General features: G+C 69.3%; 21 protein-coding genes. 13 read left to right on the top strand and 8 right to left on the bottom strand.

Annotation, left to right across the window (positions count from 1 at the left end; genetic code table 11):
* Positions 1 to 257: 257 nt before the first annotated feature.
* From FU260_RS14535 to FU260_RS14500, 8 genes are read left to right on the top strand one after another with little or no spacing between them, the layout of a single operon-like run.
* Entirely contained in the window at positions 258 to 950 is a 693-nt protein-coding gene (locus tag FU260_RS14535) for a helix-turn-helix transcriptional regulator (protein WP_222848005.1), read from the top strand.
* On the top strand, positions 947 to 2,389 hold the full coding sequence (gene sufB, locus FU260_RS14530) for a Fe-S cluster assembly protein SufB (protein WP_147917716.1): 1,443 nt from the start codon (positions 947 to 949) through the stop codon (positions 2,387 to 2,389). Before FU260_RS14535 ends, sufB begins: the two co-directional genes overlap by 4 nt.
* Positions 2,389 to 3,663 (top strand): Fe-S cluster assembly protein SufD, encoded by a 1,275-nt coding sequence (gene sufD / locus FU260_RS14525; protein ID WP_147917715.1) that lies wholly within the window; start codon positions 2,389 to 2,391, stop codon positions 3,661 to 3,663. Before sufB ends, sufD begins: the two co-directional genes overlap by 1 nt.
* The gene (locus FU260_RS14520; RefSeq protein WP_147917714.1) at positions 3,660 to 4,007 is read left to right on the top strand and encodes a non-heme iron oxygenase ferredoxin subunit; all 348 of its coding nucleotides are present in this window, start codon (positions 3,660 to 3,662) and stop codon (positions 4,005 to 4,007) included. Before sufD ends, FU260_RS14520 begins: the two co-directional genes overlap by 4 nt.
* 24 nt (positions 4,008 to 4,031) lie before the next feature.
* The gene (sufC, locus tag FU260_RS14515) at positions 4,032 to 4,790 is read left to right on the top strand and encodes a Fe-S cluster assembly ATPase SufC (RefSeq protein ID WP_147917713.1); all 759 of its coding nucleotides are present in this window, start codon (positions 4,032 to 4,034) and stop codon (positions 4,788 to 4,790) included.
* Between the two features lie 2 nt (positions 4,791 to 4,792).
* Positions 4,793 to 6,085: a SufS family cysteine desulfurase gene (locus FU260_RS14510; protein ID WP_147917712.1), complete on the top strand. Its 1,293-nt coding sequence runs from the start codon at positions 4,793 to 4,795 to the stop codon at positions 6,083 to 6,085.
* Entirely contained in the window at positions 6,085 to 6,582 is a 498-nt protein-coding gene (gene sufU, locus FU260_RS14505) for a Fe-S cluster assembly sulfur transfer protein SufU (RefSeq protein ID WP_147917711.1), read from the top strand. The genes FU260_RS14510 and sufU overlap by 1 nt, the downstream gene beginning before the upstream one ends.
* Positions 6,579 to 6,917: a metal-sulfur cluster assembly factor gene (locus FU260_RS14500; RefSeq protein ID WP_147917710.1), complete on the top strand. Its 339-nt coding sequence runs from the start codon at positions 6,579 to 6,581 to the stop codon at positions 6,915 to 6,917. The genes sufU and FU260_RS14500 overlap by 4 nt, the downstream gene beginning before the upstream one ends.
* A 20-nt stretch (positions 6,918 to 6,937) precedes the next feature.
* On the opposite strand, the gene FU260_RS14495 is transcribed toward FU260_RS14500, so the two are convergent.
* Positions 6,938 to 7,870: a GNAT family N-acetyltransferase gene (locus tag FU260_RS14495; protein ID WP_147917709.1), complete on the bottom strand. Its 933-nt coding sequence runs from the start codon at positions 7,868 to 7,870 to the stop codon at positions 6,938 to 6,940.
* Positions 7,871 to 7,959: 89 nt separating this feature from the next.
* Between FU260_RS14495 and abc-f the strand changes: the two genes are divergently transcribed.
* On the top strand, positions 7,960 to 9,558 hold the full coding sequence (gene abc-f, locus FU260_RS14490) for a ribosomal protection-like ABC-F family protein (protein ID WP_147917708.1): 1,599 nt from the start codon (positions 7,960 to 7,962) through the stop codon (positions 9,556 to 9,558).
* On the opposite strand, the gene FU260_RS14485 is transcribed toward abc-f, so the two are convergent.
* From FU260_RS14485 to FU260_RS14475, 3 genes are read right to left on the bottom strand one after another with little or no spacing between them, the layout of a single operon-like run.
* Positions 9,531 to 10,481 carry an SURF1 family protein gene (locus FU260_RS14485; protein ID WP_147917707.1) on the bottom strand — a complete coding sequence of 317 codons (951 nt, stop codon included), beginning with the start codon at positions 10,479 to 10,481 and terminating at the stop codon, positions 9,531 to 9,533. The genes abc-f and FU260_RS14485 overlap by 28 nt on opposite strands.
* Positions 10,478 to 10,684 (bottom strand): hypothetical protein, encoded by a 207-nt coding sequence (locus FU260_RS14480; RefSeq protein WP_147917706.1) that lies wholly within the window; start codon positions 10,682 to 10,684, stop codon positions 10,478 to 10,480. Before FU260_RS14480 ends, FU260_RS14485 begins: the two co-directional genes overlap by 4 nt.
* Positions 10,681 to 10,989 (bottom strand): DUF3099 domain-containing protein, encoded by a 309-nt coding sequence (locus tag FU260_RS14475; RefSeq protein WP_147917705.1) that lies wholly within the window; start codon positions 10,987 to 10,989, stop codon positions 10,681 to 10,683. Before FU260_RS14475 ends, FU260_RS14480 begins: the two co-directional genes overlap by 4 nt.
* Before the next feature lie 127 nt (positions 10,990 to 11,116).
* On the opposite strand from FU260_RS14475, the gene fabG reads away from it, so the two are divergent.
* The 3 genes from fabG to FU260_RS14460 are packed head-to-tail and all read left to right on the top strand — an operon-like array spanning position 11,117 to position 13,199.
* Positions 11,117 to 11,857: a 3-oxoacyl-ACP reductase FabG gene (gene fabG, locus FU260_RS14470; RefSeq protein WP_210418093.1), complete on the top strand. Its 741-nt coding sequence runs from the start codon at positions 11,117 to 11,119 to the stop codon at positions 11,855 to 11,857.
* 36 nt (positions 11,858 to 11,893) lie between these two features.
* Positions 11,894 to 12,661 carry an enoyl-ACP reductase FabI gene (fabI, locus tag FU260_RS14465; protein ID WP_147917704.1) on the top strand — a complete coding sequence of 256 codons (768 nt, stop codon included), beginning with the start codon at positions 11,894 to 11,896 and terminating at the stop codon, positions 12,659 to 12,661.
* Positions 12,662 to 12,665: 4 nt separating this feature from the next.
* Positions 12,666 to 13,199, top strand: a complete 534-nt coding sequence (locus tag FU260_RS14460) for a SixA phosphatase family protein (protein ID WP_168211779.1) — start codon at positions 12,666 to 12,668, stop codon at positions 13,197 to 13,199.
* On the opposite strand, the gene FU260_RS14455 is transcribed toward FU260_RS14460, so the two are convergent.
* From FU260_RS14455 to glgC, 4 genes are all read right to left on the bottom strand, one after another.
* Positions 13,196 to 14,419 carry a macrolide family glycosyltransferase gene (locus tag FU260_RS14455; RefSeq protein ID WP_147917702.1) on the bottom strand — a complete coding sequence of 408 codons (1,224 nt, stop codon included), beginning with the start codon at positions 14,417 to 14,419 and terminating at the stop codon, positions 13,196 to 13,198. The two genes, FU260_RS14460 and FU260_RS14455, sit on opposite strands and share 4 nt — an antisense overlap.
* Before the next feature lie 88 nt (positions 14,420 to 14,507).
* Positions 14,508 to 15,518: an endonuclease/exonuclease/phosphatase family protein gene (locus FU260_RS14450; RefSeq protein ID WP_147917701.1), complete on the bottom strand. Its 1,011-nt coding sequence runs from the start codon at positions 15,516 to 15,518 to the stop codon at positions 14,508 to 14,510.
* An 8-nt stretch (positions 15,519 to 15,526) separates the two neighbouring features.
* Positions 15,527 to 16,186: a phosphoserine phosphatase SerB gene (gene serB / locus FU260_RS14445; RefSeq protein ID WP_147917700.1), complete on the bottom strand. Its 660-nt coding sequence runs from the start codon at positions 16,184 to 16,186 to the stop codon at positions 15,527 to 15,529.
* Complete coding sequence (gene glgC, locus FU260_RS14440; protein ID WP_147917699.1) at positions 16,183 to 17,427, bottom strand: glucose-1-phosphate adenylyltransferase; 1,245 nt, start codon at positions 17,425 to 17,427, stop codon at positions 16,183 to 16,185. Before glgC ends, serB begins: the two co-directional genes overlap by 4 nt.
* A gap of 97 nt (positions 17,428 to 17,524) precedes the next feature.
* Between glgC and glgA the strand changes: the two genes are divergently transcribed.
* On the top strand, positions 17,525 to 18,724 hold the full coding sequence (glgA, locus tag FU260_RS14435; RefSeq protein ID WP_147917698.1) for a glycogen synthase: 1,200 nt from the start codon (positions 17,525 to 17,527) through the stop codon (positions 18,722 to 18,724).
* Positions 18,725 to 18,729 lie beyond the last annotated feature (5 nt).

The following is an 18,729-nucleotide window of genomic DNA, read 5'->3' as shown; positions in this document are numbered from 1 at the left end:
CGATCCATCGCAGGTACCGGCGGCGATCGGAGGTCAGCCACGCCAACCTCAGATCGTCGCAGTGAGCTCCGATGCCCGGCTGCCGGCCGGGTGGCATCGAGCTGCCGGCCGGGTGGCATCGACCAGCTGCGTCGAACCGATGAGACTTTGGTCACTTCTAAGGCTTGCCTTGCTTGCACAACCTGATTTGGGCAACGAGAATGTTGAGTAATTCACGGCCACTGCTGCCGGTGGCTGAGCCCTGAGGAGGTGAGAGCGTGACGACCGACATCGAGGAAGCTGAGGCCACCACGCGGGAGCGGGTCCGCGGGCTGATCATCGAGCTCGGGCCGATCACTGCCGCCGAGCTGGCTGCCGAGCTGGAGCTGACCTCAGCGGCCATCCGTAGACATCTGGCAGTCCTGGAGCGCTCCGGACAGGTAGCGGTCCGGGAAGACACCTCGGCGCTGCCGCGGGGCCGAGGACGCCCCGCCAAGCGCTACATCGCCACCTCGGCCGCGCACCCGCAGGCCGGCGCCGCCTACGCCCAGATGGCCGTGCGCGCGCTCACCGAACTCGGCGAGAAGGTTGGACCGGAAGCGATCGAGGCGTTCGCACAAGAACGCTCCGACGACCTGCAACGCCGCTACCAGGCCCAGGTCGATGCTGCCGGTGAGGATCTGCACGCCCGCGCCGCAGCGTTGTCCGATGCGCTCAGCGAGGACGGCTACGCTGCTAGTTCCAGGCCGCTCGGAGGCTTCGCCGTCCAGTTGTGCCAGGGCCACTGCCCGGTGCAGCAGATCGCTACCCAGTTCCCCCAGCTCTGCGAGGCAGAGACCCGAGCTTTCGCCGACCTGCTCGGCGTGCACGTGCAGCGCCTGGCCACCCTCGCTGGTGGCGAACATGTCTGCACAACCCATATCCCGGTGACGATCCCCAGCCCGGGGAAAGGAATGAGTACACACCAATGACGACACCGACCACCAGCAAGGAACAGGCGCTGCTGGCGCAGGAAGAGACGATCGCGTCCCTCGGCAACTACGGCTACGGCTGGCACGACGCCGATGACGCCGGCGCGAACGCCGCGCGTGGTCTGTCCGCGGACGTGGTGAACAACATCGCGGACCTGAAGGACGAGTCCGACTGGATGCGCAAGAACCGGCTCAAGGCGCTGCGGCTGTTCGAGAAGAAGCCGATGCCGCACTGGGGTGCCGACCTCTCCGGGATCGACTTCGACAACATCAAGTACTTCGTGCGCTCCACGGAGAAGCAGGCGCAGAGCTGGGAAGACCTGCCGGCGGAGATCAAGGAGACCTACGACCGGCTCGGCATCCCCGAGGCGGAGAAGCAGCGACTGGTCGCCGGGGTGGCCGCCCAGTACGAGTCCGAGGTGGTCTACCACCAGATCAACGAGGAGCTCGAGCGTCAGGGTGTGCTCTTCCTGGACACCGACACAGCGCTGCGCGAGCACCCGGAGTTCTTCGAGGAGTACTTCGGCACCGTCATCCCGGCCGGGGACAACAAGTTCGCCTCGCTGAACACTGCGGTCTGGTCCGGGGGCTCGTTCGTGTACGTCCCGCCGGGCGTGCACGTGGAGATCCCGCTGCAGGCCTACTTCCGGATCAACACCGAGAACATGGGCCAGTTCGAGCGAACGCTGATCATCGCCGACGAAGGCTCCTACGTGCACTATGTCGAGGGCTGCACCGCCCCGATCTACTCCTCCGACTCGCTGCACTCAGCGGTCGTGGAGATCGTGGTGAAGAAGGACGCCCGGGTGCGCTACACCACGATCCAGAACTGGTCCAACAACGTCTACAACCTGGTGACCAAGCGGGCCACCGTGGCTGAGGGCGGCAACATGGAGTGGATCGACGGGAACATCGGCTCCAAGGTGACGATGAAGTACCCGGCGGTGTACCTGATGGGCGAGCACGCCCGTGGGGAGACGCTGTCCATCGCGTTCGCCGGCGCGGACCAGCACCAGGACACCGGTTCCAAGATGGTGCACATGGCCCCGCACACCTCCTCCTCGATCGTGTCCAAGTCGGTGGCACGCGGCGGCGGCCGGGCTTCCTACCGCGGACTGGTGCAGGTGCTCGACGGCGCCGAACGCTCCAAGTCCACGGTGCTCTGCGATGCGCTGCTGGTGGACCAGATCTCCCGTTCGGACACCTACCCGTATGTGGACGTGCGCGAGGACGACGTCGAGATGGGGCACGAGGCCACCGTCTCCAAGGTCAGCGAGGAACAGCTCTTCTACCTGATGTCCCGCGGCCTGGAAGAGACCGAGGCGATGGCGATGATCGTGCGCGGCTTCGTCGAGCCGATCGCGCGCGAGCTGCCGATGGAGTACGCACTTGAGCTGAACCGGCTCATCGAACTGCAGATGGAAGGGGCCGTCGGCTGATGTCGACCACCACAACTGAGAACACCACGCTGAGCACCGATCACTCCCAGGCGTCGGCCGACGGTGCGCACAGCCACGGACTGGTGCCGGAATCGTCCCGCGGAGACCGCGCGACGTCCTTCGCCCTGGCGGACTTCCCCGCCCCGACCGGGCGCGAGGAGGAGTGGCGGTTCTCCCCGATGAACCGCCTCGCCCCGCTGATGGGCGGCGGGCTCACCGGTACCGGCCCGCAGGTGCAGGTGGACGCCGACGAGCAGGTGCGGATCGAGCACGTCGGACGTGCGGACGAACGCCTCGGCACCGCCGGCGCCCCCGGTGACCGGCTCGCCGCTATCGCCTGGGAGTCCTTCACCGAAGCCCTCGTGGTGACCATCCCCCGCCAGCACGCCGCCACCAAGGAGGTGCTGATCACCCTCACCGGGACCGACAGCACGCCCGCGGCGCAGCACGTGAGCATCATCGCCGAGGAACTGTCCGAGGCGGTCGTGGTGCTCGACCACCGCGGTGATGCCGCGCTCACCCAGACCGTGGAGGTGCACGTCGGCGACGGCGCACACCTGCGGGTGGTCTCGGTGCAGGACTGGGACGCCGGTGCCGTGCATGCCAGCAGCCACCGCGCGACGCTCGGCCGGGACGCGACCCTGCGGCACGTCGTGGTCACTCTCGGCGGGGACGTGGTCCGGCTCACCCCGGAGTCGATCTTCACCGGTGCCGGCGGGGACGTGCAGATGGACGGTCTGTACTTCGCCGACGCCGGCCAGCACCAGGAGCACCGGCTGTTCGTGGACCATGCGGTGCCGAACTGCATCTCCCGGGTCACCTACAAGGGCGCACTGCAGGGCGAGGACGCGCACATCGTGTGGATCGGCGACGTGCTGATCCGCAAGGAGGCCGAAGGGACCGACACCTACGAGCTGAACCGGAACCTGGTCCTCACCGACGGTGCCCGCGCCGACTCGGTGCCGAACCTGGAGATCGAGACCGGCGAGATCGAGGGTGCCGGGCACGCCTCGGCCACCGGCCGGTTCGACGACGAGCAGCTGTTCTACCTGCGCTCGCGCGGGATCCCCGAGGACGCCGCCCGCCGCCTGGTGGTGCGCGGATTCTTCGCCGAGATGATCCACAAGATCGGTGTCGCCTCGGTGGAGGAGCGGCTGCTCGCTGCGATCGACGCCGAGCTGGACACTGTGCTCGGACACCTCACCGGTGCCTACGACGAGACCGAGGACGAGCGCGCCGTGATCGAGGCGATCGAGTCCGGGGCGAGGCAGTGACCGCACAGGTGGTCGCCTCCCGCGATGATCTGGAGCCCGGTGAGGCGATGCGGCTCGAGCTGGACGGCGCAGACGGATCCTTGGTGGAGGTAGCGCTCGCCCGGGCCGAGGACGGGCAGTACTACGCCATCAACGACATCTGCTCCCACGGTCAGGTCTCCCTCTCCGAGGGGGAGATCGACGGGGACACGCTGGAGTGCTGGTTGCACGGCTCCATGTTCGACCTGCGCACCGGCCGCCCGCTCGCTCTACCGGCCACCCGGCCGGTGCCCGTATATCCGGTGACCTACGACGGAGACCACGTCCTGGTGGACGTGGACGTCCCGGCCACCGTCACAGACTGATACAGCAACGAAAGAAGAGAACGTATGTCCACCCTTGAGATCCGCGACCTGCACGTCAGCGTCACCATTCCGGACGGTACCGCCAAGCCGATCCTGCGTGGGGTCGACCTGACCATCAACAGCGGCGAGACGCACGCCATCATGGGACCGAACGGCTCCGGCAAGTCCACTCTGGCCTACTCCATCGCCGGCCACCCGAAGTACCAGGTGACCAGCGGCGAGGTGCTGCTGGACGGGGAGAGCGTGCTGGAGATGAGCGTGGACGAGCGCGCCCGCGCCGGCCTGTTCCTGGCCATGCAGTACCCGGTGGAGGTACCGGGCGTGACCGTCTCGAACTTCCTGCGCACCGCCAAGACCGCGATCGACGGCCAGGCACCCGCACTGCGCCACTGGGTCTCCGACGTGCGCGGCACGATGAAGGACCTGCGGATGGACCCGGTATTCGCCGAGCGGAACGTGAACGAGGGCTTCTCCGGCGGTGAGAAGAAGCGTCACGAGATCCTCCAGCTGGAGCTGCTCAAGCCGAAGTTCGCCGTCCTGGACGAGACCGACTCCGGCCTCGACGTGGACGCCCTGCGCGTCGTCGCCGAAGGGGTGAACCGGGTGAAGGACAACACGGAGGTCGGCATCATGCTGATCACCCACTACACCCGGATCCTGAACTACATCACCCCGGACTTCGTGCACGTGTTCGTGAACGGACGGGTGGCCGAGCAGGGCGGCCCAGAGCTGGCCGACCGGCTCGAGGCCGAGGGTTACGACCGCTTCCTCACCCCGGCCTGAGCATGTCCACCACAGCGGAGCACACCCTGACGGCGGCGGAGCTGGCCGCCGTCAGGGCGGACTTCCCGCTGCTGGAGCGCACGGTCCGGGGCGGTCAGCCACTGGTCTACCTGGACTCGGCAGCCACCAGCCAGAAGCCCGAGTGTGTCATCGACGCCGAGCAGGACTTCTACCTGCGCCGGAACGCGGCCGTGCACCGCGGTGCACACGCACTCGCCGAAGAAGCCACCGACGCCTACGAGCACGCCCGGGCCGCAGTCGCCGGCTTCATCGGCGCCGGTGCGGATGAGCTGGTCTGGACCAAGAACGCCACTGAGGCGATCAACCTGGTCGCCTATGCGATGTCGAACGCCTCCGCCGGGCGCGGCGCACCGGCCTCCGAGCGGCTGCGGATCGGCCCCGGAGACGAGGTCGTGGTCACCGAGGCGGAGCATCACGCCAACCTCGTGCCCTGGCAGGAGCTGTGTGCGCGCACCGGTGCCGCCCTGCGCTATCTGACGGTCACCGACGACGGCCGCATCGACACCACCAGCCTGGACGTGATCACCGAGCGCACCGCGCTGGTAGCCCTCACCCATGTCTCGAACGTCACCGGCGCGATCTCCCCGGTGGCCGAGGTGGTCGCCGCCGCTCACGCAGCGGGGGCACTGGTGGTGCTGGACGCGTGCCAGAGCGTGCCGCACCTGCCGGTGGATGTGCGATCCCTGGACGTCGACTTCGCCGCCTTCTCCGGGCACAAGATGCTCGGCCCCACCGGGATCGGCGCGCTCTACGGCAGACGTGAGCTGCTCGAGGCGATGCCGCCGGTGCTCACCGGCGGGTCGATGGTGGAGGTGGTCACGATGACCTCGACCACCTACGCCCCGCCGCCGGCCCGGTTCGAGGCCGGCACCCAGATGGTCGCTCAAGCCGTTGGCCTGGGCGCCGCTGCGGACTACCTGTCCGAGCTGGGGATGCCGGCGTTGGCCGCGCACGAGGCCGAGCTCACCACCCACCTGCTCCGGCGGGTCGGGGATGTGCCAGGGGTACGGATCCTCGGCCCCACCGACCCGGCGACGCGGATCGGTGTGGTGTCCTTCGTCGTGGACGGCGTACACCCGCATGACGTCGGCCAGCTGCTGGATGCCGCCGGGATCGCCGTCCGGGTGGGGCACCACTGTGCCCAGCCGTTGCACCGCCGCCTGGGTGCCCACTCCTCGGCGCGCGCCTCGGTCGGGATACACACCACTATCGAGGAGATCGACTTCTTCGCTGAGCACCTCGCCCGGGTGCGGCAGTTCTTCGGGAGGCCCTGATGAACGATGCGATGACCCAGCTCTATCAACAGGTGATCCTGGACCATGCCCGGGAACGCCACGGCTACGGCCTGGTGGCTCCGCACGCGGGGGAGTCCTTCCAGGTGAACCCCACCTGCGGGGACGAGATCCGGTTGCGGGTGCACCTGGATGTCACCGGCACTGCCCCGATGATCGAGAAGGTCAGCTGGGAGGGAGTGGGCTGCTCCATCTCCCAGGCCTCCGCCTCCGTGCTCACCGACCTGGTCCGCCAGGTGAGTGTGTCCGAGGCGGATCAGCTGGCGGAAACCTTCCGGGCACTGATGAACAACCGCGGCCGCTCGCTCTCGGCCGAGCAGGATGAGATGCTGGGAGATGCAGCCGCCTTCACCGGTGTGGCGCAGTACCCGGCCCGGATCAAGTGCGCCCTGCTCGGCTGGATGGCTCTGCGGGACGCCCTCGCACACGCACTCACCCAAGGCGCCCGCCCAGGAGAAGAACGGGATGAACAACGATGACTGACACCACCAACGACGTCACCGCGGTACCCACTGCCGCCGATGTGGAAGAAGCCCTCCGCGACGTGATCGACCCCGAGCTGGGGATCAACGTCGTCGACCTGGGCCTGGTCTACGGCGTGACTATCGACCAGACGAACGAGGCCGTCATCGACATGACGCTGACTTCGGCCGCCTGCCCGCTCACCGACATGATCGAGGACCAGGCGTCGCAAGCGCTCGAAGGCATCACCGCCGGGATGCGGATCAACTGGGTCTGGATGCCGCCGTGGGGCCCGGAGAAGATCACCGACGACGGCCGCGAGCAGCTGCGGGCGCTGGGCTTCAACGTCTGAGCGGCGTGAACGGCTGAGCGCTAGCTCGCGTCCGAGGCGACCAGGGTGGTCTCGGTGACCAGTTCGGCCTGCTCAGCGCTCACCAGAGCGGCGACGACGTCGGCCACCGGGGTCATCGCATCGTCGACCTCGACCTGCACGGGGTAGCGCGCCGTGGTCATCGCCAGCAGCTGACGCACCGCTGCCCGGGCCCGAGAGACCGCCAGCTCGGTGGCATACCCGACCAGCAGCTCGGTCTCCGGCCGCGGCGCCGACTCCTCGCCTTCCGCGGGTGCCGGCGGATAGGAGACCGCGAACGCCAGCATGCGCCCACCCAGCTCGCTGGCCCGGTCCCGCAGCACCACAGCACCGTGGGCACCTGTCTGCGGGGCGAGGAGCAGGTCCTGTGCCCGGCCCAGCGTCATCTCGGACGGGTCCCAGGAGGAGTGCACCTCGTCGTAGTAGGCCGCCACCAGCTTGGTCAGTTCCACGCTGCCTGTGGCCAGGTCCTCCAGCACCGGGCCGGCCGGCCCGAGCATCGGCTCGGGCAGTATCCCCGCCGGGATGCGTACGATCTTGCTCTGCTGGATCTGGGCCATCCCCAGGGCAGCGGCGAAGCCCGCCGCCGCGGTGGCCGCACCGGTGTACCGGCTGCGTACAGCCCGCACCCCCGACGGCGCTTCCTCCTCGCGTAGACGCCGTACCAGCTCCGTACCGATGCCCTGACGCCGGTGGCTGGCCGCTACCTCCACGTACAGCCATAACCGGGTGGGGTGGAGCCGGGCCTCGCTGACCGCGGCAGCGGCCACGACCTGCTCGCCCTCGACGGCGACCAGGCACCGGCGCCACGGGTCGGCGGCGTCCGGACCGAGCAGAGGGCGGTCCAGGGCTGACTGTGGGGTGTCCGGGTCGCCGAGCGCTTCGCGCACTGCGACCTCGTCCCCCTCCCGCCAGGGGCGGTAGCTGATCGTCATGGCCCGAGTATCTCAGTGCGAGCAACTTCACGTGCCGGGACCGAAATTCCTGTGCATTCGGTCCTCACCCCGCCGGTAGAGTGCGACCAGTGATTAGTGCGCAAGACGTGGAGCTCCGGATCGGGGCTCGTCAGCTCCTCTCCGGGGCGAGCTTTCGCATCGACGCCGGGATGCGGATCGGCCTGGTCGGTCGCAACGGTGCGGGGAAGACGACCCTGACCCGGACGCTCGCAGGCGAAGGACAGCCCACCAGCGGCACGATCACCAACAACGGTACGGTCGGGTACCTGCCGCAGGACCCGCGCACCGGTGACCTGGACCAACTGGCCCGGGACCGGGTGCTCTCCGCACGCAACCTGCACGAGGTGCTCCGGCGGATCCGTCGCGCCGAGACCGATATGGCCAGCGAGGACGACGCGGTGCGGGAGAAGGCGATGGACCGCTACACGCGCCTGGATGCCGAGTTCTCCGCCCAGGGCGGCTGGGCCGCAGAGAGCGAAGCGGCCCGGATCACCTCCAACCTGGGCCTGCCCACCCGGGTACTCGGCCAGCCGCTGCGCACCCTCTCCGGTGGTCAGCGCCGCCGGGTGGAGCTGGCCCGGATTCTGTTCTCCGACTCCGAGACGCTGCTCCTGGACGAGCCGACCAACCACCTCGACGCCGACTCGATCGCCTGGTTGCGGGAGTTCCTCGGCAGCTATCCCGGTGGGTTCATCGTGATCAGTCACGACACCGGCCTGCTCCGTTCGACCGTGAACACCGTGTTCCACCTGGACGCCAACCGGTCGGTGCTGGACGTGTACAGCCTCGGCTGGGACGCCTACCTGGAGCAGCGAGAGACCGACGAGCGCCGCCGCCGCCGAGAACGGGCGAACGCGGAGAAGAAGGCGTCGGCGCTGATGGCCCAGGCGGACAAGATGCGCGCCAAGGCCACCAAGGCGGTCGCCGCGCAGAACATGATCCGCCGGGCCGAGCGCATGCTCTCGGGCCTCGAGGAGGTGCGGGCCGCGGACAAGGTGGCCAAGCTGCGCTTCCCGGACCCAGCACCCTGTGGGCGCACCCCGCTGCGAGCCGAGGGACTGTCCAAGTCCTACGGATCGCAGGAGGTGTTCACCGATGTGGACCTGGCCATCGACCGCGGCAGCAAAGTGGTGGTGCTCGGTCTGAACGGTGCCGGCAAGACGACGCTGCTGCGGCTGCTCGGCGGCATCGAGCCCAGCGACACCGGTGAGGTGCTGCCCGGCCACGGGCTGAAGATCGGCTACTACGCCCAGGAGCACGAGACGCTGGACACCAGCCGCACGGTGGTAGAGAACCTGCGCACTGCCGCGCCGGACCTGACCGACACCCAGGTGCGCAGCGTGCTCGGTTCGTTCCTGTTCTCCGGGGACGATGCGGACAAGCCCGCCGGGGTGCTCTCCGGCGGGGAGAAGACCCGGTTGGCGCTCGCGCTGCTGGTGGTCTCCCAGGCGAACGTGCTGCTCCTGGACGAACCGACGAACAACCTTGACCCGGCCAGCCGGGAAGAGATCCTCGCCGCCCTGCGCAGCTTCACCGGCGCCGTCGTGCTGGTCACGCACGACGAAGGTGCGGTCGCCGCGCTCCAGCCGGAGCGCGTGCTGCTGCTGCCGGACGGCGACGAAGACCTGTGGAACGAGTCCTACCTCGAGCTGGTGTCCCTGGCCTGAAGCGACTGCGCGTGCTGCCCGCCGAGCTGGGCATCGATCAGCGCATCCTCCTCGGCATCGTCCGCGAAGCTCCTCCGCCGTCGCGGCCCGGTGGCCGATGCCGGCCTGCTGCCAGTGGTCGCATCGCTATCGCCGGCGCCGGGCTGGGCCGCACCGAGACCTGCCGCCTCCCGGCGGGCGAGCACCACGAAGCCCACCCAGGCTCCGATGGCGAACACCCACCACTGGAACGCGTAGGACAGGTGGTTGCCCAGGTCCGTGGACGGGCGCGGCAGCGGCGCCGGCGGTTCGGCGGTGCTCGGCACCTCGGTGGCCAGCGTGCCGTACGCACCGGTGACCAGTGCCGCGTCCTCAAGGTCGGTGCCGGCACCGCTGAGCGACGCCAGCTCGGCCAGCACCTGCTCCGGGTGCAGCGCATGCAGCCGGCCGGGTCCGAGGTCTCGATCGCTGGCCGGTTCGGCGGCCCGCAGGCGCACGGTCAGGCTCACCTCCCCCTCGGGCAGCTCGGCCTGGGCGGAGTGGTCGGTGAACGAGTCGGTCGGATACCAGCCGCGGTCCACCACGAACAACCAGGTGCCCTGCGCCGTATCGGCGGCGAACACGCCGATCACATGGTCGGCCGCGGACCCTTCGATCGGACGTTGCGGCAGCAGCAGGCCGGGGGACAGGTACTCGCCGTCCAGCTGCACGGTGCGCCAGGTGTCCTGGTGCACGAGCGCGGCCTCCGGGCCAGGCAGCAGCTCAGTGGCCGGGACCGGTGCGGCGTCATAGTTGGTGGTGACCAGATCGGCCTGGTCAGCCTTGGTCTCGTACCGGCTCAGCTGCCAGCGCCCGAGGAGCACACAGGTCACGCTCACCGCCAGCACCAGGGCGGCGATACCGAGCCACCTGGTGCTGCGCAGGAACGCATACCGGTTCCTCATGCGTCCCGGGGCAGTTCCGTCACGCTGATCGTTTCGCGCAGGAACGAGCGGGCGGACAGGAAGTTCTCCAGGTGCACGCGGTGGTCCTCGCACGCCAGCCACGTCTTCCGGCGCTGCTCATCGTGCAGCGTGGGGTTGTTCCAGCGCAACGCCCACAGAGCCACCTCGCGGCACCCCTTCGCACTGCACATCAGGTCGTTCATCGGTTCGCTCCTGGGGGGTCGTCGTCGCTCTCGCTGTGCTTCTCGGCGGTCGGCAGCCCGGAGGCGTTCACCACGGAATCTCCTGTCCGCCGGACGTCGCCCCCGGCGTTCGCCAGCAGCACCGCGATCAGCGGTAGTACCGCCGCCAGCGCGACACACACCCAGCGTATCCAGCCTTCGGTCACGATCGCCGCGATGAAGCAGGCGGTGCGGATCCCCATGGTGATCAGGTAGCGCCTGATCTTCTCGCGGGACCGCTCGCTCTGCGGGCGCCCGGCCGTGGTGATCGTGTGAACCTCAGGCACCTTTCCAGAGTACGCCGAGTTGGGCGTGTGCACGTCCGCTGGGAGTACCTCGGCGTCCGCGCCGTGGCAGATGCGGCGCCGGGGCGGCAATCCGCGCTAGCGTGTCCGAGCAGCCAAAGGTGAGCACGTGGAACGGAGCACTGTCGTGACTGAGGACGCCACCCCCCGCACCGCCGTGGTGACCGGGGCCAACCGTGGCATCGGGGCCGCGATCGCGCAGCGCCTGATGACCGAGGGGTACCGGGTGGCGGGGATCTCCCGCAGCGGCGAGGCCCCGGAGGGCGTGTTCGCTGCGGTCGGAGACATGCGGGACACGGCATCATCGATCGACGCCGCCTTCACCGCGATCGAAGGCCACCAGGGCCCCACCGACGTGCTGGTGGCGAACGCCGGCATCAACAAGGACACCCTGGTGATGCGGATGAGCGATGAGGAGTTCACCGATGTGGTGGACGTCAACCTCACCGGGGTGTTCCGCTGTGTGCGCCGCGTGACCAAGGGCATGATCCGCCGCCGGGGTGGGCGCATCGTGCTGATCTCCTCGGTGGTCGGCCTCTACGGCTCGCCGGGGCAGGTGAACTATGCGGCCACGAAAGCCGGGCTGGTGGGCATCGCCCGCTCGGTCACCCGGGAGCTGGGCGCGCGCGGCATCACCGCGAACGTGGTGGCCCCGGGGTTCATCGAGACCGCGATGACCCAGGAGCTGCCCGAGGCCACCCAGAAGCAGTACCTCGCCTCGATCCCGGCCGCCCGGTTCGGGCAGGTGGCCGACGTCGCCGACGCCGTCACCTACCTGTCTTCGGAGCAGGCCGGCTACATCAGTGGGGCAGTGCTCCCGGTCGACGGCGGACTGGGCATGGGGCACTGAACCGCACCTGTTCATCACGAGAGGAAGGCACAACAGATGGGTCTGCTGGACGGGAAGAAGATCCTCGTCACCGGGGTACTGATGGAAAGCTCCATCGCGTTCACCGTGGCCAGGCTGGCACAGGAGCAAGGCGCCCAGGTGGTGCTGTCCTCCTTCGGACGCCAGCTCAAGCTCACCCAGGCGATCTCCCGCCGTCTGCCGCAGCCGGCGCCGGTGGTACAGCTGGACGTCACCGACGCCGATGACCTGGCGGCTCTGGCCGACCGGGTCGGTGAGCACGTCGACCACCTCGACGGGGTGGTGCACTCGATCGGCTTCGCTCCGCAGAGCGTGATGGGTGGCAACTTCCTGTCCGGCGAGTGGCCGGACGTGGCGACGGCCCTGCAGGTCTCGGCCTACTCGCTCAAGTCGCTCGCCGTGGCCACTCAGCCGTTGCTGGGCCGCGGCTCCTCCGTGGTCGGTCTGACCTTCGACGCGCAGTACGCCTGGCCGGTCTACGACTGGATGGGGGTAGCCAAGGCGGCGTTCGAGTCCACCGCCCGCTATCTGGCCCGGGACCTGGGCCCGGAAGGTATCCGGGTGAACCTTGTTTCCGCGGGGCCACTGCGCACTACGGCTGCCAAGTCGATCCCCGGGTTCGAGGAGATGGAGGGCGGCTGGCCAGACCGTGCCCCGCTCGGCTGGGACGTCTCGGACACCGAGCCGACCGCCCGGACGATCGTCGCGCTGCTCTCGGACTGGCTACCGGCCACGACCGCGGAGATCGTTCACGTCGACGGTGGCGTGCATGCCATGGGACTCTAGAGACATGAGTGACTTCGAGGCTCCGACGAAGCGGCTGACGTTGCTCCGGCACGCCCAGGCTGAACACCACGCCACCCACGACATCGACCGGACCCTGACGTTGGACGGGCGCGCCGACGCGCGCGCGATCGGGCAGCGCTTGCAAGAGAGCGGCATCGTGCCCCAACTGGTGCTGTGCTCCACCGCCACCCGCGCCCGGCAGACCTGGGAGCTGGCGGCGAACGCCTACGGCGATGCCGCCGAAGCGATCGACACCCAGTTCCTGGACCTGCTCTACGGTGCCGACCTGGAGGAGGTCCTCGACCTGCTGCACGGGGTGAGTGAGCAGGTGAGCGAGGTGCTCGTGGTCGGGCACGAGCCGGTGACCTCCGCCGTCGCGCACTATCTGGCTGGACCGTCCTCCCAAGAGGCGGCGGCCCTGCGGGTGCGCACCGGGATGTCCACCGCCACCGCCGCGCTGCTCACCTACCACGGACCGTGGCAGCGGTTGGAGCGGCACGGCGGGGTACTCACCGCACTGGCGACCTGCCGCGGCTAGTCAGCCGAAGGCGCCGCACCCGGGAGGAGGCGTTCGATCTGGTCGGCGGCCGCTGCGGCGCCGCCACCCGTGTGCAAGGACTGCTCCAGGGCTTTCGCCCCGGCACGGTAGGACTTGCGGCTGAGCAGCGCCCGGACGGTTGTGCGCAGCTCCTCGGCGCCGATCTTTCGCCCGTGGAGGTGGTGCCGGAGCACGATCGCTGCGCCCCGGTCGGCTACTGCCGCTCCGATGCACAGCTGTTCGACCTGCTGCGGGATGATCACCATCGGTACGCCGAGCTGGAGCGCCTCGAGCACACTGTTCATTCCACCGTGCGTCACGAACACCGCGGCATGCTGAAGGACCTCCAGCTGCGGTACGACGGAGCGTACTGCGACGTTGGGCGGTAGTGATTCGGGAGCCGGCGGGTCGGTGCGCCGGCCTACGACCAGCAGCACGGTCGCTGGCAGCGCTGCGAACGCCTCGACGCAAGAACGGAAGAAGTCCTCGCCGCCACTGTGCAGCGTGCCGAGCGAGACCACGACCAGTGGCTCGTTGCGGCGCAGGAGCTCCCGCAGTGGGCTATCGGCCTCTTCTGTGCGCGTGTCGGTAGCGATCGACGGGCCGACGTAGTGGCACGTGGGATCGTTCCGATCGCTGTCCGGCTGCATCCACTCCGGCAGGGGAAAGATCGTCAGATCACCCTGCGCCGGCAAGATCGGACTGGGCGGGAGCAGCCCAGCACCGACGTCGCGTCGGAGGCGACGTCTGGCCTGGAGCAGTCCCGGCAGGGCGGCGAAGGTCTCCCGGATCAGCGGCAGCGACTCACGTGCGCTCAGTGCGCGTAGTTCGGAGGCGCCGATCCGCATCGTGGTCATCAACGAGATGGCTGGGAGTCCGAGGCTCGTCGCCACGATCCGTCCCCACAGGGCGTTGGAATCGAACATGACTGCCCCGGGTGGGCGATCACGCAGCTCGGCCTGCAGGAAGGGCACCACCAGGCGTGTCGATTCGAAGAGCCGCTGGGCGACCTTGGGCGGGCCGCCATCTCTCGTGGCCTCGGCAATGACGCCGGAGGAGATCGTCCGCTCCGGGTAGGCGCAGAACTCGGCGCCCAGCCGCTCGACCAGGGGGCGGAACTCCTCGGTGGCGTAGTAGGCCACGTCCACGCCACGTTCGACCAGCTCGCCGATCAGTGGGGCGCTCGGGTTGACATGGCCGGCGGCGGGCATGGCGGTCATGACAAGACGGGGCACGGTACCTCCCAGGGCCTTGGTGAGCCTGTCACAGGAGCTGCCTGTTGTCGCGAGAAAATATCAGCGGCTCCGGTCAATCCGCCGCGGCCGACGTCACGGTGGCCACAATGCCGCGGTGGTCGGTACCGGGCACGGTGACCTGCTCCCAGCCGACCGGGACCAGGTCACGCACCAGCACGTGATCGATCGCGGTGAACGCGGGCACCCGGGCACCCAGCGGCCAGGTCGGCCGGGGGAGCGGACCGGCCAACGAGGCGGTATCGGTCAGGTCCGCGGCGATCGCCCGGAACTGCGGGTGCGGGTACCCGGCGTTGAAGTCCCCGGCCAGCAGCAGAGGAAGGTCGGCGTGGGTGGCCTGCCAGTCGTCCAGCCCGCGCAAGCTCGCCTGCCACGAAGCCACGGCATCGATCGGGGGTACCGGATGTACCGCGGCCACCCGGACCGGTCCCAGCTCCGGGTGCTCGACGACGGCGACCGGCTGGTCGAACTGAGCCACCCCCTCCGGCAGGCGGATCCGACCCTCGAGCTGGAGCGGGTGGGCGGAGAGGATGGCGCTCCCGGCCGCCCCGCCGGAGGCGATCGGCTCCGTCCGGTGCGGCAGCTGGCCGGCCAGGCCGAGCGCCGCGAGGTCGGCCAGCAACGCCTCATCGGCCTCCAGCAGCACCAGGACGTCCACATCGTGGCTGGTCACCGCGTCCACAACCGCCTGGCGGTCAGCGCGACCGTACTGGACGTTCAGGCTCAGGATGGTCAGCTCTGCGCCGCCGGCGGACTGCTCGGTACCGGTCCCGATCGGCCACGGGACCAGGGCCGGGGCCACACCGAGCACCGCGCCGAGGACCAGAACGAGCGCCGGCAGCCAGCGGCGCACCAGCGCCAGCACCAGGGCGAGCACCACCAACGCGAGGCCCACCACCGGAACGACGGCCTGCAGCGAGGGCACCACCCAGGGCCGGACCACTGCGACGTGCGGGAGCAGGGCCACGACCACAGCGGCCACCACGGCCGGAACGGTCAGCCACGGCTGCCAGCGCAGCCGGCGCCGCGGACCGGCGGCAGCCGGCTCGACTAGCTCATCGACCACAGCGCCCCCTAGGCTCCGAGCAGTGCCAGTACCTGCTCCAGCCCCCCGGAGTCGATGGCCACGTCCGCCTGGGCCGCCACCACCGGTTTGGCATAGTAGGCGACCCCCAGACCCGCAGCAGCGAGCATGTCCAGGTCGTTCGCGCCGTCGCCGATCGCGACCGTCCGAGCCAACGGAACGCCCTCCTCGGCGGCGAAGGTGCGCAACCAGTGCGCCTTCGCGGCCCGGTCCACGATCGGACCGTCGAGCCCGCCGGTGAGCACACCGTCGGCGACGGCGAGCCGGTTCGCCCGCACCCGGGTGATCCGCTGCTCGGCGGCGATCGGATCGACGATCTCGTGAAACCCTCCGGAGACCAGGGCCACCGGCCAGTGGCGGGCGTGGGCTCCCGCCACCAGGTCAGCGGCACCCGGGCTGAGCTCGATCTGCGCGCGCACCTGGTCCAGCACGCCCACGGCCACCCCCGCCAGGGTGCCCACCCGTTCGGTCAGCGAGGCGGCGAAGTCCAGCTCACCGGCCATCGCTCGCGCGGTGATCTCGGCCACCTGCTCGCCGGAGCCGGCATGGGCGGCGAGCAGATCGATCTGCTCGGCGGTAATGAACGTGGAGTCCACGTCCAGCACCAGGAGGAAGCGGGTCGTGCCATGGGCTGCTGCCGGATCGGTCACTGCGCGTCCACGCGCCCGTTCTTCGGCACCACCGTCACGCCGTCGGCGGTGATGGTGAAGCCACGGGCGGCATCCAGCTCCCGGTCCACTCCCACAGTGGCTCCTTCGGCCACCACCACCGACTTGTCCAGGATCGCGTTGCTGACCGTGGCATGGCGCCCCACCTGTACCCCGTCCATCAGCACCGACCCGGAGACCTGGGACCAGGAGTGCACCCGCACGTCCGGGGAGAGTACCGAGGAGCTCACCTCACCCCCGGAGACCACCACACCGGGGGAGATGATCGAGTCGGTGGCATGGCCCACCCGGTCGCCGCTTTCGTGCACGAACTTCGCTGGCGGCAGGCCCGTGTAGCCGGTGTAGAGCGGCCACTGGTTGTTGTACAGGTTGAACACCGGCTCCACGGTGATCAGGTCCTGGTTGGCGTCGTAGTAGGCGTCCAGAGTCCCCACGTCCCGCCAGTAGTCCCGGTCCCGGGCGGTGGAGCCAGGGACGTCGTTCTCGATGAAGTCGTACAGGCCGCACTGCCCCTTGTCCACGAAGTACGGCACGATGTCCCCACCCATATCGTGCCGGGAGATCGTCGACCGGGAGTCCCGGGTGACCGCATCCACCAGCGCATCGGCGTTCATCACGTAGTTGCCCATCGAGGCCAGCACTTCTTCGGGCGAGTCGGCCAGTCCGGGTGGGTCGGTCGGCTTCTCCAGGAACTCCGCGATCCGCCGCGGGTCCGACTCGGAGGCGGAGATCACCCCGAACTGGTCGGCCAGAGAGATCGGCTGCCGGATCCCGGCCACGGTCATCTCCGCACCGGAGTCGATGTGATCGGAGACCATCTGGGAGAAGTCCATCCGATAGACGTGGTCGGCGCCGACCACCACCACGATGTCCGGCTTCTCGTCGTCCAGCAGGTTCAGCGACTGGTAGATGGCGTCCGCGCTGCCGAGGAACCAGTTCTTGCCCACGCGCTGCTGGGCGGGTACCGGGGCCACGTAGTTGCCGAGCAGGTGGGACATCCGCCAGGTCTTGGCCACGTGCCGGTCCAGGGAGTGGGACTTGTACTGGGTCAGCACCACGACTTTCAGGTAGCCGGAGTTGACCACGTTCGAGAGGGCGAAGTCCACCAGCCGGTAGATCCCCCCGAACGGCACTGCGGGTTTGGCGCGGTCCTGTGTCAACGGCATCAGCCGCTTGCCTTCACCGCCGGCCAGAACGATTGCGAGAACTCGTGGTGCTGCCATGCTCTGAACCATAGAGTCAGAGAGCGGAGCACACCATCGGTATCGCGGTGTGGATCCGCTGTGATCGTCGACACCTCGGCACAGAAGGAGCGAGAAGATGCGTGTGGACCTCCTCACCCGCGAGTTTCCCCCGCACGTGTATGGCGGGGCCGGGGTGCACGTCGCGGAGCTGTCCGCTGTGCTCGCCCGGCACATCGACGTCCAGGTGCGTTGTTTCGACGGACCGCGCCCGGGTACGCCGAACGTCACCGGCTACTCCGAACCCGCCGACCTGTCCGAGGCCAATCCCGCGCTGCGCACCTTCGGCGTCGACCTGCGCATCGCCGCGGACGTGGCCGGCGCGGACCTGGTGCACTCGCACACCTGGTACGCCAACCTCGCCGGGCATCTGGCCGGGCTGCTGAACGACATCCCGCACGTGCTCTCCGCACACAGCCTGGAACCACTCCGGCCGTGGAAGGCCGAACAACTCGGCGGCGGGTACGCGCTCTCCAGCTGGGCCGAGCGCACCGCCTATGAGGGGGCCGCCCGGGTGATTGCCGTCAGTGCGGGGATGCGCGCCGACATCCTGCACGCCTATCCCCAGATCGATCCGGAGAAGGTCGTCGTCGTGCACAACGGCATCGATCTGGCCGCCTGGCAGCGCCCGGACGAGGCGACCATCACCCGGGTGGCCGCCGCGCACGGAATCGACCCCGAGCGCCCTGCGGTGATCTTCGTCGGCCGGATCACCCGGCAGAAGGGCCTGCCCTACCTGCTTGCCGCCGCCGAGTCGCTGCCGGAGGACGTGCAGCTCATCCTCTGCGCCGGCGCCCCGGACACGCCCGAGCTGGCCGCTGAGGTCAGCGCCGGGGTGGAGCAGCTGCAGACCCGCCGCACCGGGGTGGTATGGATCTCCGAGATGCTTCCCCGGGAGCAGGTGACCGCTCTGCTGGCGGTGGCCACCGTGTTCGTCTGCCCCTCGATCTACGAACCGTTGGGCATCGTGAACCTGGAGGCGATGGCCGTCGGCACCGCTGTGGTCGGTTCGGCCACCGGGGGCATCCCCGAGGTGGTCGACGATCGCACCACCGGGCTGCTGGTCCCGCTGGAGCAGCTGAGTGACGGCACCGGCACCCCGCTGGATCCGGACCGGTTCGTCGCCGACCTGGCCGCCGCGCTCACCGAGCTGACCAGCGATCCGGCCCGGGCCGCGGCGATGGGCGCCGCCGGGCGGGCCCGCGCCGAGGAGCACTTCGCCTGGGACTCGATCGCCGAGCGCACCCTGGCCGTCTATCGCGACGTGCTCGGGCAGTGACCGGG

The sequence above is a fragment of the Ruania zhangjianzhongii genome, assembly GCF_008000995.1.
Taxonomy (GTDB): domain Bacteria; phylum Actinomycetota; class Actinomycetes; order Actinomycetales; family Beutenbergiaceae; genus Ruania; species Ruania zhangjianzhongii.
The sequence above is the reverse complement of the archived record's forward strand: the minus strand, read 5'-3'. Positions and strand labels throughout refer to the sequence as shown.